The organism is Chthonomonas sp., from assembly GCF_035294165.1.
Classification (GTDB): domain Bacteria; phylum Armatimonadota; class Chthonomonadetes; order Chthonomonadales; family Chthonomonadaceae; genus Chthonomonas.
Genome location: NZ_DATGLN010000071.1, coordinates 1 through 15,938 on the forward strand (window position 1 = coordinate 1; position 15,938 = coordinate 15,938).

Annotated in this window: 11 protein-coding genes; 4 read left to right on the top strand and 7 right to left on the bottom strand. The window is 56.8% G+C overall.

Annotated features, from left to right (window positions below):
* Positions 1-226: 226 nt before the first annotated feature.
* The 3 genes from VKV29_RS03390 (at position 227) to nadB (ending at position 3,981) form a co-directional block, all read left to right on the top strand.
* Positions 227-1,297, top strand: a complete 1,071-nt coding sequence (locus VKV29_RS03390) for a M42 family metallopeptidase (RefSeq protein WP_324199891.1) — start codon at positions 227-229, stop codon at positions 1,295-1,297.
* Between the two features lie 64 nt (positions 1,298-1,361).
* On the top strand, positions 1,362-2,297 hold the full coding sequence (gene hemC / locus VKV29_RS03395; protein WP_324199892.1) for a hydroxymethylbilane synthase: 936 nt from the start codon (positions 1,362-1,364) through the stop codon (positions 2,295-2,297).
* A gap of 88 nt (positions 2,298-2,385) precedes the next feature.
* Complete coding sequence (gene nadB, locus VKV29_RS03400) at positions 2,386-3,981, top strand: L-aspartate oxidase (protein WP_324199893.1); 1,596 nt, start codon at positions 2,386-2,388, stop codon at positions 3,979-3,981.
* Between the two features lie 316 nt (positions 3,982-4,297).
* On the opposite strand, the gene VKV29_RS03405 is transcribed toward nadB, so the two are convergent.
* Both VKV29_RS03405 and VKV29_RS03410 read right to left on the bottom strand, forming a co-directional pair.
* Positions 4,298-6,595: a GH116 family glycosyl-hydrolase gene (locus tag VKV29_RS03405; protein ID WP_324199894.1), complete on the bottom strand. Its 2,298-nt coding sequence runs from the start codon at positions 6,593-6,595 to the stop codon at positions 4,298-4,300.
* Positions 6,596-6,597: 2 nt separating this feature from the next.
* Positions 6,598-7,968, bottom strand: a complete 1,371-nt coding sequence (locus tag VKV29_RS03410) for a putative glycoside hydrolase (protein WP_324199895.1) — start codon at positions 7,966-7,968, stop codon at positions 6,598-6,600.
* Positions 7,969-8,318: 350 nt separating this feature from the next.
* On the opposite strand from VKV29_RS03410, the gene VKV29_RS03415 reads away from it, so the two are divergent.
* On the top strand, positions 8,319-8,792 hold the full coding sequence (locus VKV29_RS03415; RefSeq protein WP_324199896.1) for a hypothetical protein: 474 nt from the start codon (positions 8,319-8,321) through the stop codon (positions 8,790-8,792).
* Between the two features lie 148 nt (positions 8,793-8,940).
* On the opposite strand, the gene VKV29_RS03420 is transcribed toward VKV29_RS03415, so the two are convergent.
* From VKV29_RS03420 to VKV29_RS03440, 5 genes are all read right to left on the bottom strand, one after another.
* Positions 8,941-10,269 (bottom strand): glucoamylase family protein, encoded by a 1,329-nt coding sequence (locus VKV29_RS03420; RefSeq protein ID WP_324199897.1) that lies wholly within the window; start codon positions 10,267-10,269, stop codon positions 8,941-8,943.
* A gap of 94 nt (positions 10,270-10,363) precedes the next feature.
* Positions 10,364-11,206, bottom strand: coding sequence for a DUF1559 domain-containing protein (locus VKV29_RS03425; protein ID WP_324199898.1), 843 nt, complete (start codon positions 11,204-11,206; stop codon positions 10,364-10,366).
* A gap of 56 nt (positions 11,207-11,262) precedes the next feature.
* Entirely contained in the window at positions 11,263-11,454 is a 192-nt protein-coding gene (locus VKV29_RS03430; protein WP_324199899.1) for a hypothetical protein, read from the bottom strand.
* A gap of 11 nt (positions 11,455-11,465) precedes the next feature.
* Positions 11,466-12,527 (bottom strand): LacI family DNA-binding transcriptional regulator, encoded by a 1,062-nt coding sequence (locus VKV29_RS03435; protein ID WP_324199900.1) that lies wholly within the window; start codon positions 12,525-12,527, stop codon positions 11,466-11,468.
* 128 nt (positions 12,528-12,655) lie between these two features.
* A complete protein-coding gene (locus tag VKV29_RS03440) occupies positions 12,656-15,910 on the bottom strand; it encodes an FtsW/RodA/SpoVE family cell cycle protein (RefSeq protein WP_324199901.1) in 3,255 nt (1,084 codons plus the stop codon).
* Positions 15,911-15,938: the final 28 nt, after the last annotated feature.

Sequence of the window (15,938 nt, forward strand, 5' to 3'; positions counted from 1 at the left end):
ATGGCTTCCGGGCCAAGCTCGTTGCGTATCTGCGTGAGACACTCCTTTAGGGAGTTGGCTTCATACTCTCTAATGAGCATCGAATGGGATCGCCTCCGTGGGAGGATTCAGGCCAGAGATGGCTTTCCCCTCTATTATCGGAGTCCTAAAGGGCAAACTATAGGGTACGTCGCTTGAATGCGGGTACTATTAGTTCAAATTTTCAAAGAAAGGCAGGGGAAAGCCCTTGAATTTCGAACTGCTAAAAACGCTATGCGAAACACCGGGGATTCCAAGTCGTGAGGAGCCGATACGGCAAGTGGTGGCCGAAGCCCTTAGGCCTCTGGTAGACACTCTCGATGTAGATGCCATGGGCAATCTTATCGGTCACAGGCGCGGTGAGGAGGGAGGGCCGCGCGTGATGATCGCGGCGCATATGGATGAGATAGGCTTCATGGTCAAGCATATTGATAACCGTGGCTTCCTGAAACTTCTGCCGGTAGGTGGTTGGGACCCTCGTAATCTAGTGTCGCAACGTGTGTTTGTGCACAGTCGTTCGGGTCAGCGGTTGCCGGGGGTGCTGATGCCGGGCACCAAACCGCCGCACCTGCAGACACCGGAGGAGAGCAACAAGGCCTTAAAAATAGAGGATATGTTTGTGGATTTAGGCCTGCCCGGTGAGAAGGTGAAGGAGTTGGTGGAGATCGGTGATATGGTGACGATGGATCGCGCCTGCACACGCATGGGCGACATGGTCGTGAGCAAGACCTTAGATGATCGCCTCATGGTTTTTGTGATGATCGAAGCCCTTCGTAAACTAGAAAAGCGCGTGCCCGCCCATATCTTCGCGGTAGCCACCACGCAAGAGGAGGTGGGTCTGAGAGGTGCCACCACGGCGGCCTTCGCCCTAGAGCCGAATATTGGGATCGCTTTGGATGTTACGCTGGCGGTTGATTTTCCCGGCGCTCCCGAATCGGAGCAGGTGACCCGTTTGGGCGAGGGGGTCGCCATCAAGATCGTCGACTCCTCCCTGATCTGCCATCCAAAGCTCGTGCGCCATTTCCGCGATGTGGCCGAACAGCGGCAAATTAAGTATCAGTTGGAGATGCTGCCAAGAGGGGGCACGGATGCCGGTGGAATACAACGCAGCCGAGGTGGAGTGCCTTCCTTTACGCTTTCGGTGCCGGTGCGCTATGTTCACACGGTAAACGAGATGGCGCACGTGGAGGACATTCAGGGCGCCATCGATCTGCTGGCAGCATACCTAGAGGAAGCGCATACGCGCCACTACGACTATCGTGATGAGTTAAGTCGTTAGTTGCCTCTCCGCGAAGCTTCTGGGCTATGTGATGCGTAGAAAAAGATGAGGTAGAAGAAGTCCTGTGGAAACGCCCGTTCAAAAGGTGCGGTTTGGCACCCGCGGCAGCCTCTTGGCACGAACACAAACCCGGTGGGTGGCGGATAGGTTACAACAGCTTCATCCTCAGATTGAGGTAGAGCTGGTTGTTATTGAAACCACCGGCGATAAGCAGCGTGACCGACCGTTCACGCAGGTGGGCACCAAAGGAATGTTTGTGAAGGAGATAGAAGAGGCTCTGCTGCAGGGTGCGATAGATGTGGGCATACATAGCGCGAAAGACCTACCGTCCGAGCTGCCGGACGGTCTTTCTATTATCTGCATTCCGCCGCGGGAGGCCGCCAATGATGTGTTGATCGCGCGGGAGGCCTGCAGTTTAGAGGTTTTGCCGAAGGACTCCGTTATCGGCACAAGCAGCGCTCGACGGCGGGCACAACTGGCCTATATCCGGCCTGACCTTCGGTTTGTGGAGCTGCGCGGCAACCTCGATACCCGCCTGCGTAAATTGAAAGAGGGGCAGTGCGATGCTCTGATTTTGGCCTACGCCGGCCTCCATCGGCTGGGAGCGGAGTGGGAGGGGCTGATCACGCAGATTCTCCCTAAAGAGGTCTGCCTGCCGGCCCCTGGGCAGGGGGCTTTAGCCGTGGAAGCGAGGGCAGATAGAGCAGACCTTATGGCTCTCTTTGCCACGTTGCACTGCACCGACTCGGCCTGCACCTTGGAGGCGGAGCGGAGCTTCCAGGCGGCTTTGGGCGGTGGCTGCACGGTTCCGATGGGCGCTTCGGCCTATCTTGATGGGGATTGGGTAGTGCTCGATGCGGTTGTGATAAGCCCGGATGGAAGGCAGCGGCTCTTTGATACGCACGCCGGGCTTCGCTCTCGTGCAAGGGAGGTGGGGACGACGTTGGCCCGTAGGATGCTCGAACACGGGGCGAAGGCTTTGATCGAGGAGCATCCCTGATTTTCAAAAAGAGGGCGAGGGTGCTTTACGGAGGCACCCGATTCGAAGAGTGATCGGGGCCGTTCTATTAGGTTGAGGAGAGAGGACGATGAAGGTTCTTGACACGGATTATCTGGTGATAGGCAGCGGGCTGGCCGGGCTAACCTACGCTTTGCGGCTGGCGCCCTATGGGCACGTTACCCTATTGACCAAGAAATCGCGCACCGATGCAAACAGCAGTTGGGCGCAAGGGGGTATCGCAGGCGCTTTAGGTGAGGACGATTCTTTGGAGCTTCATCGCAACGATACGTTGGTGGCCGGTGCCGGCCTTTGCCATCCCGATGCGGTTGAGATTTTGGTATGCGAGGGGCCGGAGCGCATTCGCGACCTTATTGCCTTAGGCGCCCGTTTCAATACGGAGATAGGCCCGGATGGCGAGGAGATATTGGCGTTGGGGCGGGAGGGCGGTCACTCTCGGAATCGCATTGTGCATACGGCCGACTACACAGGATGGGAGTGCGAACGGACGTTGCTGGAGGCCGTGCGCAAGCAGCCCTCGGTGGAGATACTCGAACACTACTTTGCCTGTGAGCTGCTGGTGCGCCGGCTTGGAGGGCATCGAGTTTGTGCTGGCGTCTTGGCTCTGGATGAAGGGACTGGGAATTATGTTGCTTTCCGCGCTCGGGCCACTCTTTTGGCAACCGGTGGATGCGGACGAGTTTACGAACACACCACCAATCCGGAGGTCGCCACGGGCGATGGAGTGGCGATGGCATGGCGCATTGGGGCCCCGATAGCCAATATGGAGTTCATCCAGTTCCATCCTACCACACTGTACCACCCTAAGGCACGTGCCTTTCTCATTACCGAAGCGTTGCGTGGGGAGGGAGGAAAGCTTTGCCATAAGGATGGAGAGACGTTTATGGAGCGCTATCACCCTCTGAAAGAGCTGGCGCCGCGCGATGTGGTCGCGAGGGCTATTGTCAGTGAGATGCAGCGGCGTGAAGTAGACTGTGTCTATCTCGATGCCAGGCATATTCCTGAGGAGAAGCTTAAGAGCCACTTCCCAACCATCTATGCGCGCTGTTTGGAGGTGGGCATTGACATCTCCCGCGATCTCATTCCCATAGCGCCGGCTCAACACTACCAGTGCGGTGGAGTTGTCACCGATCTTCACGGTGCCACGCCCATTAGGCGTCTTTACGCTGCCGGTGAGGTGGCCTGTACAGGCGTGCATGGGGCGAATCGGTTGGCCTCTAACTCGCTGTTGGAGGCGATGGTTTTTGGGCATCGGGCGGCAACCCATAGCCTACAGTTTGCCTCTGAACCGCTGACGGAGGAAGAGAAGAACGAGGCTTTTGCGGAGATAGAGGAGCAGTTAGGGGAGCCGATGGCAGTGTCGGAGGGGCAAGAAGTCGTTCGACGGATCAGGAAGATCATGCAACGCAATGTGGGCATTGTACGCACGACCGCCGGGCTGCTGCAGGCACGGGAGCAGATAGAGGCGGCTTTAAATTTGCTTAAGGTGGGGCTAGCTTCCGACATGGCGTTATGGGAAGCTCGCAACATTGCCCAGGTCGCTTGGTTAATTGTGGAATCGGCCTTGCAGCGGCATGAGAGCCGCGGTCTGCACTACGTTTTGGACTATCCGGAACCTGTGGAGAGCGAACGCCACGATACGGTATTGGTGAATCAAGTCGATTAAATAAACTTTTTGCTGATTCAAGTTAAAGAAAATCACCTATTCTCTTTATGTGCTTATTGCTAAAGTTGTTACAATTCACAATGCAGACTGCACATTCTGTTGGGGAGAGATTCCGCTTGAAGAAAGTTAGGCTTGGAGGAGTTAAAAGCCGACATGAAGAAAGCAAAGCTTGGGGAGAGGCACGTTTCCCCAAACAAGGTGAGAGCAAATGAAGGGTTCCTAGAAATCTTTCGATTTTTTGAATAGAGCAGCACACTTCAAAACCCCAATTTGATGGGCCGTCTGTTGCCATATAGTTGTTTGCCTTTGAAAAATATTATATCGCCTTGGAGGTAGTTTCCCACGCCTTGAGAAGCGCCCAAGCGGCCATGCTGCGGGCATAGTAGCTGCCGCATTCCGGCTCGTTGAAGGGGTTGCGTTTTTTGCCGTCATGCCGATTGCGTACGGCCTCCACAACCCGTACGGCCTCATCGCGCATCCCATAGTCCAGAAGCAGGACGGCGAACTGATATTCGAAGCCCGTCATGCACTCTCCAAAATAGGGGAAGGGGCGTTCCGGGCGATGGCCGAGAGGGTAGGAGCAGATAACGGTTCCGGCCTCCTCCGGCGTGGCGAAGGTGCGCATGTTGTTGTAGTGATCGCGCAGACTCTCATGGTGATTGTACTGAAAAATGGAAGCGAGCGTTTGACGAATGTGGAAACGATCCAGAAGATCGCCCAGCCCACAGCGGTTTGCACGGTATTGACCCACAAGCTGGTCAATAAGGCAGCCTTCGCCGAGTTGAAACTGCGGATGGGGATTATGATACTCACCGGTGACGGCGGTCATGGGGGCCGGCTGCGCGGGAGGGGCGGTGATCTGCTGCTGATAGTATTGGCCGTTATAGAGGTTGTTATCTACCCAATAGGCGCCCTTCTTACGCAACTCTCGGCAGGTGTTGGCAAAATCGGCATCGCCGACGATCTCGGCCATGCGCGCCGTCGCCTCTAAGGCAGCAAGATACCAGCCGGTGCAGAGCGGGTTCGGACCGAAAAACTCTACGTCGTAGGTGTTGTGTTGGGAGCCTTCCATCACGCCATCTTTATCCGCATCCCAGCCTCCGGGAAGCCATGCAAACGCCAGCATGCGTTTTACGGTGGGGTAGACCTTTCGCAGCCAGGCTTCGCCGTCGTGCTCCTTATCGTTGAGATATTGAGAGTAGACGCGAACGATAAGCCCCATCTGCCCATCGGCAGCGGCGCCATACCAGGTCGGGTTAATGAGGGGCAGAGAGAGACGAAACCGCTCGCCTCCATCCTGCACAACACCGTAGTTAAGATGCGATTCGAGCATGCTTCGATGGAGGTCTGGAAAAAGGCTCAGGGTTGCAACCTCGTAGTTCCAAACATGGGTGCAGCTGCCGATGCAGCAGCCACTTTGGCCGGCGCAACCCTCCCAGCCTAGGAAGGTGCCGTCGGCAAGCCGAAAGCAGGTATGGGTGCGCAGAGGGGTGAGGTTGAAAAGAGCTGCCTCGCGTAATGCATGAGGAGCAGGATGCTCCACAACGCTCTTCACGAATGCGATGGTTTTCTCGCGTAAATCCGGCAAGCGTGGAATGACACCACGCGCCACGTCCAGCGCATCCTGAAATTGGGTGGCGTACCAGTTGGTTTGGATGGGGTCTTGGCCTGCTTCAGGTGACCACCAGCCCTCCTCTTGAAGGTTGCGCAGCGGAAAGTGCCAGGTAATGAGGAGATGCACGGTGCGGCTTTCATTAGAAGCGAGAGGTGGCAGCACCATGGTGAGGGAGCTATGCCAGGTATCATTTGGCGACGGGGGGCAGGGCACGTTCGGATCGGCATCGGGTAAGCGACCGGTTTGAAGGAGCGAGTCGATAATCCCCAAAGCCTCTCCATTCCACGGACTGCCCTGGAAGGGCCAACGGCGTGCAATGTGCACCTCCTGTGCGTCGGTGAGGAAAGCCATGGTGCCGTTTTGGGCGGTGCGCAGCTCACGGGCTTTATAGAACTTCATCCCACGCCAGCCGGCGGCCTCAGCCGTTTCCGTAACATTGTCTTTTAGGTCGGATACGATGCCATCGGTGCCGATGATGTTGGTCATCAGGAGGGTGAGCGTGGCATGAACGGGCAGGGGAGTGATGTTGGTAAGCGTGATGGTGAGAAGGCCGAAGGGGAGGCTGGAGTTGGGGGTGTCGTGGGGAATAAGCGGGTTAAAGGCCTCGATGACTGCGCGCACCGGCACATCGCTCTTATCTTCCAGAATCACGCGGCCGAAAGGATAGGCGGCTTCAAAACGAGCGTGAGGAAAGCGGGCGACGCCCATAAGCGTGCCAGGGGCACCGAAATCGGCACCGAGATCGGCATCGCTTTGCGCCTCAAGCACCCGCAACTTGATCTCCTCTTGCTGCCCAATGTTGCGCTGAGTGCGAAGCAGCAGGTGGGCATAGGGTGGGCGCCAGCCGCGGTTAGGGCGGCTCATAAGCTGCCATTCGGTCAGCTGTCCGCGGCCACCGAGGGCGAAGAACCCGGTGCCGATGCCGCCGACAGGAAGGGCAATAGCTTGTGTGTGTTCGTGAGCATAACGAGAGAGAACCGGCCAAGCGTTGTTGTCCATTGTCAGTCTCCTGGAGGCTGGTAGAGAAGGATGGCGCCGCTGTGAGGCGGCAGAACGATTTTGCGAACGAGGTGATTGTTAAGCCGCCGCATCGGTGAGCCGAAGTTGAGGGTTAAGGTGCGCGTGTCAGAGGGGTTCACATAGACGGCTCCGTTTTGGAACGTTCGGCGCCACACCATGCCACCGGTAGTAGGCACTTTGTGACGCTCTTGCAGTGGAAGCCCGAGGGGCACGTTGAAGTAGTTTGAATAGTGTTCCACTTCCTGGCGCATAATGCGAAGGCTAAAGCCGACATCGTTGCGTTGGCCTGGGTAGAGCGGCATCGGCTGAAAAGCGACACGGCCCTGCCGATGCTCGATCAGCAAAAAGCTGGCCAAGGCATACTCCAGTTCGGCAGGGTTATGGTAGGCCCCGGCAGCGATGAAGAAAAGGGTGTTCAGCGAATAGCGTTCCGCGGCCTCCTGCTGGCGTTCCCACTCCGATTCTGGGAGCGGTTTACCTGTCCAGTAGGGTTCAACCCAATCTTCTACCCACGCTCCATCTATGTAGGGAAAGTAGTCGTCCCAGAGGCGATTTTTAAGGGCAGGTGCGTCGGCTTGGAGAGGGGGCGGAAGAGTGGGGTGGCCGGCAGGCCTATCGAATCCAAGGGCCTCCGGCACCATAAAGAACCTCCCTTTGGCGCGAGCTGCCCGAAGCCAACGGAGGGTGGCTTCGGCTCTGGCGGCAAAATTTGGATATTTGCCAGGTGTTTGTGGTAGGAATGTGTTGTTGATGGGCAGTTCGGCCGCCACCACGCCGTCGGCTCCATATTGACCAACGAGCTGAAGCACCCGATCTCGCCATAAATGCGCCCAGGCGATGCTACCGAAATCCATCCAATGGCCTCCTGGTGTAGGGTAGGGAATCTCTTTGCCATTAGCATCGGTAAGCACGTGCGCCTCCATCGCCGGCGTCCAACCGCCTACATTGCCTTCCGCGTTGGGGTTTTCCGATAGGCAGGAGGCGTAGACGTAGAGGAGAGGGCTGAAAAGTGGGTGCTCTTTTCTAATGGTAGGGTAGGTTTGCGGCTCTAAGCAGTTTGGGCTAATGGCCACGACGTCGCAGTTGTCCCCGATCCATTTGGCGCTGTCGGACGAAAGCTTTGTACCGTTTTGCGCGGAGGCTTCCAAAGGGTCTCTGTCTGCACCAAGGCCCATGGTGAAAACACCTCCAAGTCGCACGGGGCAGGCGGGACGCACCGGGGTAAGCGGCTGAAAGCCGTTCTGAGCCTGTGCTATGGTCGGAGAGGATGGTGCCATATAGGTCAGCCCCAACAGGAAGAGGCTGCTGAAAAGGGAGGCACGAAGTTTTCTCCTGACCCTCTGAGTTGGCATAAAAGCGTACTTCCTCAACATTCCTCTGCTCAATTCGGCAACCTGATGAGGAACTCCTGCCGGTGGTATAACCGCATTCGCCTGAGGGCAAGGCACGCGATGTGCCTCGGTTTAGCGGAGCATTGGGGAGAGAAGAAAAATTTTTGGGAATTACTCGACAAAAAGCGACTTTTTATTGTATCCTATTTTCTGTCGCTCTGACAATCGCATGGTTCCGGCCCGCCGCAAGTAGGGGGTAGGCACAAGGCCACCCAGACCCTGTTCGCGTAGCTGTGGGTATCTACGGGAAGCCACTGGCTTCAGACCACGCGAAGTGTCACGTGACATCCATTCCTTAAAGGAGTAGGCACATGCCGACGATCCAAGAACTGTTTGCCAAACTGGTTCGGCAGGGGGCCGATGACCTCATCCGCCATGCCGAGGCCACCCCACCCGACAAACAAACCTGGAGCCCTCTGGATAAAGGCCGCACGGTGCTCGATCTGGTTCAAGAGTGCGCGTACTTGAACGGCTTTGCCGCCAAAACGCTCACGGAAAGACGCCAGCCCGAATGGAGTCGGGAGCAGTCCGACCGATTTCGCATGGAGTTTGACACCATAGAGAAAGCTCTGGCGCGCTTACGGGCCGAGACCGAGTCACTTGCCCATGCCATTCTGGCTTTCCCCTCCGAACATCTCGACGATCCGGTGCAATTGCCGTGGGGTGAGAATGGCACCTTGACCTACTGGATCACTGGTCCCTACTGGAACATGTGCTACCATCTCGGTCAGGTGTGCTACATTCAGACCCTCTATGGGGATCAGGGATACTATTACGGCTTCTAGGGGCGTAAGCGCATCGTCTACCGGGCCCACGGGTAGGAGGCCTCATCCTACCCGTTTTTGCAAGCGATATGCTTATAGCAGGCCAGTCGTGCCTGACCTCCTATTTGGGAGCAAAGTGGCCGTCTTTTTGCCTTTGACAGGGTAGAGCCTATCTGCCTTTGGTAACATCGTTTCGGCTGAAGCCGATGCGCAGCCACACTCGTTTTGTGGAGGGCAGAGCGGCGATACGTCGCCACTCAAAACCGGTGCGTGCATCTTCGATGCCTAAAAGTGCCATACCCAAATCAATACCGATGACATCTTTATCAAACCAGTTCCTATCCAGGTTGAAGGCGTTGCTAAAACCGTAACGCCCCCAAAGTCGCTCATGAAACTGCGAGTACATGGCGTGAGCGATGGCGCAGGCCTGGTCTGGTTCAAAAAGCACGGCGGCGATGGCCCCGGTCGGCGAGACCGTCCCGTCTTCCGGCTTGGGCACGCCGTAGGCGTTATAGCCATCTGGGCCGTCGGAGGCGTTTAATCCCCACATGCCGGCGGCATAGGTTTTGCGCTCCGTCCTATGGTCAAGACAAAACAGCCGATTGATCTTCACGCCATTAGCGGCGTTTCTCCAATAGTCCCACCCATCGCGGTCGCGCCAACCACGAAAATCAAAGAACTCATAGGGCATTTCGTGCAGGAAAATAGGCCCTCCTACGAAGGAGGTGAGGCCATGATAGGTATATCGTGGGCGTTTCCACGCCCACCAACAGGCTACCGGTAGCGCGTTCTTCGAGGCTCCGATCCCCAGTAGGTAGAGCATGATGCCCTCGGAGTAGCTATCCCAGTTGGCGTTCAAAAAGCCGCTTTCTGGCTTCCAGCCCATAGAGAGCACCTGTTTTTGTGGCTCCTGCCCTCCATTGGTTAGCATCCATTGCCAGTCAAGCCGGGCATATAGGGTATTGGCAAGGTGCTGTACTTCCGTTCCAGGCCATTGCGCCCCGGCCGACAAAGCCCCGAGCAGCAGCAGTGCCGTGTCTATGGAGGAAAGCTCACAGTTCCAGACCCGCTTGCCTGTGTGCATATCCACGAAATGGTAGTACCAGCCGTGTACATTGGGCATGCGATTCACAACGAAGCGCAGCGTCGCTAGGGCGCGTTGATAGCCCTGCTGGGGCGTTATCCAGTGGTGTTGCACTGCGATGGGCAAAGCGGCGAGTGCATAGCCCGTGCTGGCGATACTGGCAACAGTGTAGGTGTCTGTGGGGCCTATGTTGCTGGCGCGATCCTTCACCAAACCTGTGTTGGGATCGGTCTGTTCCCAGAAAAATCGAAACGCCCGTTGCTCTACCTCGGTTAATAGGGGATCGGTAAGATACGAGCCTGTAAACCATCGTCTTGGTGTAGTATGTTGTGGAGCGGCGGAGATTTGTCTTCCCTGCATCAACAGAAGCCCTCCGAGTAGGATAGCGGAGAGATATCCTTTTGGAACTCTCAAAACGTTTTGCCCTCCTTGTTTTTTGAGTAGTGAAGGCTCCCTCGGTTCCCACCAACGAGAGACGAGGGAGCCTTCCTGAAGTGCAGGTTTACTTTTACTGCAGTTGACCGCTGCTTTCCGTCTGCTGCAAGGTTGTGCAGAAGGTATTGAGCCAGCTTAAGTCCATGCCACCGAAGTTCATGTTGGTCGGGTTATAGGCCCACATATTGGTGCCATCGGGATTAGATTGTTGGCAGGTGGCATCCCATGTAGTGAACTTGGCATGGCCGTCCATGAAGGTAAGGTTTACCGCCCGGTCGCTGCCACGGTGTTTAGCACCCCAGTTCGAGCCACTTGGCCCCCAAGCATTCGGCCCCACGTTGGGTATTACCGCCATCCACGGGCCGTAGTCTGGATAGACATCCTTGTTCTCGCCCACAATGAGCGTATTGGCCGGATAGTCGAAAGCAACCGAGCTGTACTGGTTGCCTGCCCACCAATCGCCGGAGCCTATGGGCGCGGAGGACTTGAAGAAGGCCCGATAGTAGAAGTAGCCCCGATAGGTTTTCGGGAGGTTGGGGTTGTAGGGCGGGGTGGTAGGACCGGCCGATTCGTCGTAAACCTGCGAGGCCGGGTTGGAGGGACAACGGAATATCTGATAGTTTTTGATGTAGGGGTTGATGAGGTGTTTCCAGTTTCCCTCGATGTAGGTGGAGTCGACATCGCGCACAAGCGGTAAGAACTCATCATAATCCTGGGAGTACATGGTTATCCCCAGCCCGATCTGACGCATGTTAGAGAGACAGCTTGTAAGTCGGGCCGCCTCGCGGGCCTGGGCGAAGACGGGGAAGAGGATCGCCGCGAGGATGGCGATAATGGCGATAACCACGAGAAGTTCGATCAGCGTAAACCCATATCGCCCGAGCCTACGCTGCCTAGCGGTAGAAACGACTTTCATTGGTTTCATCTCCTTGAGTTTGGTTTGAATGTGCACACGGAAAGAAATTTTTTGCTCTAAGGTTGCCCTGTGCGGGCCGGTTGCGGCGGAATGGAGGGCAAAACCGGTTTGCCCAACCCGGCTTGTTGTGGTGTTAGCGCCTTGCCTGCCGCAGGGCTGTGAAACATACGAAGCGCCAAAAAACCGAGGATCACAACAAGCACGATCACGATGGCGGCGACAATGCCGGGATGTATCTCTTTTTTCATCTCTCACTCCCTCATGACATCAAGTAGGCCCCACACGATCGCCGAACATCGAGTGTAGGAGCTACCCGGATTTGAAACTGTTTTACGCGCATTCCACGCAAGCGCGCATGCAGCAGCTCAACCGCCTTATGGGCCATATCGTAGACGGGTTGTCGCACACTGGAGAGGGGCGGTTCCACGTGGTCGCATATGCCGGTGGAGTCGAAGCCCACAATAGCCACGTCCTGAGGTATCCGTAGCCCCAACGAACGCAGAATCTGCATGAGACGTACGGCCACATCGTCGCTCCAGGCGAACACTGCCGTTGGCCGCTCTTGGGCAGAGAGCTGAAAGAGGGCGGCGATCTGCGAGAAGTCGGCTGTTGGCGATGTTGCCTCTTGAATCCACTCCTCTTTTATGGCTATGCCGGCCCGTTCCATGGCGCAACGGTAGCCTTCGATGCGCTCTTGAGCGGCACCGGAATGGGGCGATCCAGATACATGAAGAATCCTGCGATGCCCTAAACGTAGCAGGTGCTCGACGGCTAAAACGGCGCCCGTTGTGTTATCGCAATCCACGTACCAGATGTGCGGCTTGGTGGTGTGCGTAAACATGAGGACGGCAGGGAAGTTGTGCGCATAGAGAATCTCGGCAAGCGGGTCGTCCACATCCCGCAGCAAAAGCGCCCCATCCACACGACCATCCATGAGACGAGCGGCCTCGGAGGAGACGGTATCTTGCTCTTCCCACTGCCAATCCGGTGTGGTTTTGCGCGTATGCAGCATGAGGTCGTACTCCAAGGTGATGGCGGCGTCTGTGACCCCGTGCAGCAGCTCATTGGTGAACCCCGACCAGCCTGCGAAGAGGAGGGGATACTGCATGACTACGGCTATGGTGTAGGTTCGTTGATGGGCAAGCCCGCGCGCCAAGGCGTTTGGGTGGTAGCCCAACGAGCGTGCCACCTCGAAGACGCGTTTTTGCGTCTCCTTGGGAATGCGCACGGCATCTCCGCGGCCGTTAAGCACATAGGAGACGGTAGATTTAGAGAGGCCTACCTTCTCCGCTATCTCCTGCATCGTAATTCGTCGTGCCATTGCTTTTTAAGCGTCCCTCCAAGTCGCTTAACCGGTTGAGCTAACAGCATTATAACATACCGGCGTTCCTGTTGTCAACATTTTCGGCATCATTTTGCAAAAAAAATTTATCCACGGCCCCAGACGGCCTAATAGAGGCGGCGTAGAAAGTTGTGACAGACAACAGCCGCTGCCGAACGACCGTAGCCACCGTTTTCGATCACGCAGGCAAAAGCATAGGGACGAACAAAACCGATGAACCAAGAATGGGGCTTGGCGCCTAAAATACCCGTTTGGGCCGTGCCGGTCTTTCCTGCCACCGGCTCGGCGATATCGTTAAAAATTCCCGCTGCCGTACCGTTTGTCACCACTCCGCGCATTAACCCTTGGAGAGTGGCTGCGGTCTGGGCGGTCATGGCCTGCCCCACCTGCATTGGGGGCAACTCTTCACGTCGCTCTCCTGGTTGAAACGTCTTCAGGCTTGCCACCAGGCGAGGTTTCATGCGCTTGCCCTCGTTAGCCACGGAGGCGGCTAGTACGGCCATCTCCATCGGAGAGGCCAACATGCGTCCCTGACCGTAGCCGAGGTCGGCCAAATCGGCGTAGAAATCGGTCAATGGGGGCACATGGCTGAACCCCATATCCTCCTGCAAACTATCGTGAAACATCTGCGGCCCGATGCGGGTGGCCAATGTGGCAAAATAGATGTTGGACGACACCCGAAACGCCTCAGGCATGGTGATGGTGCCGAAAGCAGGGTCGTGCGGATCATCGTGAACGGTTCGCGAATACACCTTCTTCCCCACGTGCCACCGAATCGTGGCCACTCGGTTGCAGGGCACGGCGATGTGAAGGGCGTTTGGGAGATGATCCAACGCGCAGGCCGCTGTGGCGACCTTTAATGTGGAACCCGGTGGATAAAAGCCGTCAAGCGCTCTATCGAAGAGGGGGCCTCCATTCCCCATGACAAGCGTCTGATGATAGGAGATGGGAGTGAGTGCGTTGGGATTGAACGAGGGAAGCGTTACGGCTGCGAGCACATCACCGGTCGTCGGCTGTAATACGACCAAGGCCCCCTTACCGCTCAACTTATCGGCCACGGCGGCAAGTGCATTGTAGGCGATGCTCTGCAGGGCCGCATCCACGGTGAGGTACAGATCGCCGCCTCTGCGGGGGCGATAGCCCGGAAGGTCTTTTGCGCGATAGTCTTGGATAAGGTCTGAGAGGTGGTTATAGCCGCGTAACACGGTGTCGTACGCCTTTTCAAGGCCGGATGGGCCTCCTATTGCCGGGTTCACCACGCCGATGAGGGAAGCCGCACACGGCCCAAGCGGGTAGAAGCGGCTGTGTTGTGCAATCAGCTGTGCGGCGCGCTGTCGGTCGGGCACAAGCTTCAATATCTCGGTGGGGCGAGAGGTGGCCAAAACACGGCCTTGCCGGTCGTAGATGGTGCCGCGCGGAATGCGCTCTGCGATGGCCAATAGGCGTGGATTGTAGTGGGCGCGCACCACGCCATCTCGATCGGGTGTGTAGATGGGGTGAGTAGCAAACAGATCGGCCTGGAACACCATTGTCTGCCCTAATCGTCCCAAACCGATGACACTAAGTAGCAAAAAGGCAACTCCAAGCTCCAGCTTTTTGGAAACGGAAAGCAGTGCAGGACGTAAAGGCTCGGCCTCCTCTACACGGCGAGGCGTCGCCGAGATGCCCAACAATAGCCCGATGAGGACAAAGCTGGAAAGGAGGGCGCTATCGCCATAACAGAGGAAGGGAAGCGAAATGCCCGTGAGCGGTGTAAGGCCGGTGACTCCTCCTAAAATAAGCAGCACCTGCATGATCAAAATCGCGGTAAGGCCGCAGGCGAGCGCCCGATCGGTGGAGTTTGCGGCCTGGCGAGCGATGGCTAGTCCTCGCGCAATGAGCGCATAAAAGACCAGCACCACTAGGAAAGCCCCGATGAAGCCTGCCTCTTCGCTCCAGGCCACGAAGGCCAGATCGTCTTCCCCGCGAGGCAAAACGCGCGGCATGCCAAGCCCCAAGCCGGTGCCACTCCACCCGCCGGAGCCGAAAGCCCACAGTGCCTGGCCGAGCTGCATTCCTTGAGGGTGTGCGTTTTTCCAGGGATGCAGCCACATATCCACCCTGACCGGAAAAACCCCAATGCGGAAATGGTAGCCAATATAGCTGCCGATGCCCATGAGGATAAGGCCACTCCAAAGATAGCCGTTGTTTCCGGTGGTTAGCATCAGCATGAGAATAAAGGCTCCGAAAAGTAAAAGCCCCGGCCCGAGGTCTTTGATAACTAAGAAAAGAACCAGCGTGAATCCGAATAGCACCACAACGGGGCCGAGGTCGGCCAACGAAGGGAGTTGGCGGCCTCTTTTTTTAGAGGTCTTTTCCGCCAGATCGATGGCGCGTTCGCCCAGATAGCTTGCAAGAAAGAAGATGACCAGCAGGCGCACGATCTCCACGGGCTGAAACCCAAGCAAGGTTACTCTAACTCCGCCCGGCCCCCGGCCGAAGAGCCACAGTAGCAGCAGCAATAGGGCCGCCCCAAGCCCCCACAGATACCGATAGCGCTGCAGCCACTGGCGGCGTCGCTCCGGCGCAATTCGAGCGCAAAGAACCAACAGAACCGTTCCCAAAAGGATGCCGTAGGCGTGATGCAGATAGTCTTCCGAGTCGCGCAAGGGATCGCGAAGGCTAAACAGGAGGGCTACTCCAAAGCCGGATAGAAGTATGGCCAAAGGTACCAGGAACGGATCGCCGAACACCCGACCGCGATTACGTAGCCAAGGGGGTAGAAGAAAGAGAAGGAGACAGAGCAGCCCGGCCACGATCCAGAAGTGCCAAAAAACGGTGGAGGGACGCCTTACGAGGTAGTTTTTTAGAAGCGGCTTGACGGTGGGGTCTAATAGAGTAGCTTTTTCGATGAGAAACGGAGGAGTGAGGCGTCTCACGCGCTCTGGGGAGAGCTGGGTAAGCAGGGAATCGCGAAAGGCTACAAGTCGTTCCGCTTGGAAGAAGGGGATGTGGAGCACGGCGGCGAACTGTGTGGGGTTGGCCGTATGCCAATCGAGGTGGGAGGCAGAAAGGCGTTCCTCTAACGAGGGCCATTGGCTCTTTGGAAAAAGCGGTATACCCAGCAGCGTATTCACGCTCGAAAACCCGCGGTGTGCCTCGCGATAGGCTACGATCTGCTGGGCAATGCCGATGTCTATGTTCAACGACAAGGCCAGGGTATCGGCGCTAACCTGGTTGACGAGCAGAGTGTTGGCCGGAATCTCGGCACGCCAACGGGCAAAAAACACCAGAAGAAAAACACAGAGCAGCAGCGCACAAGCCGATAGACTAAGCCGTCGCTCAATAAGGCGTTGACGGCGTCTGCTCTGCTGCCCCTCCATATATAGCGGTTCCTACGGAGCCACCGAT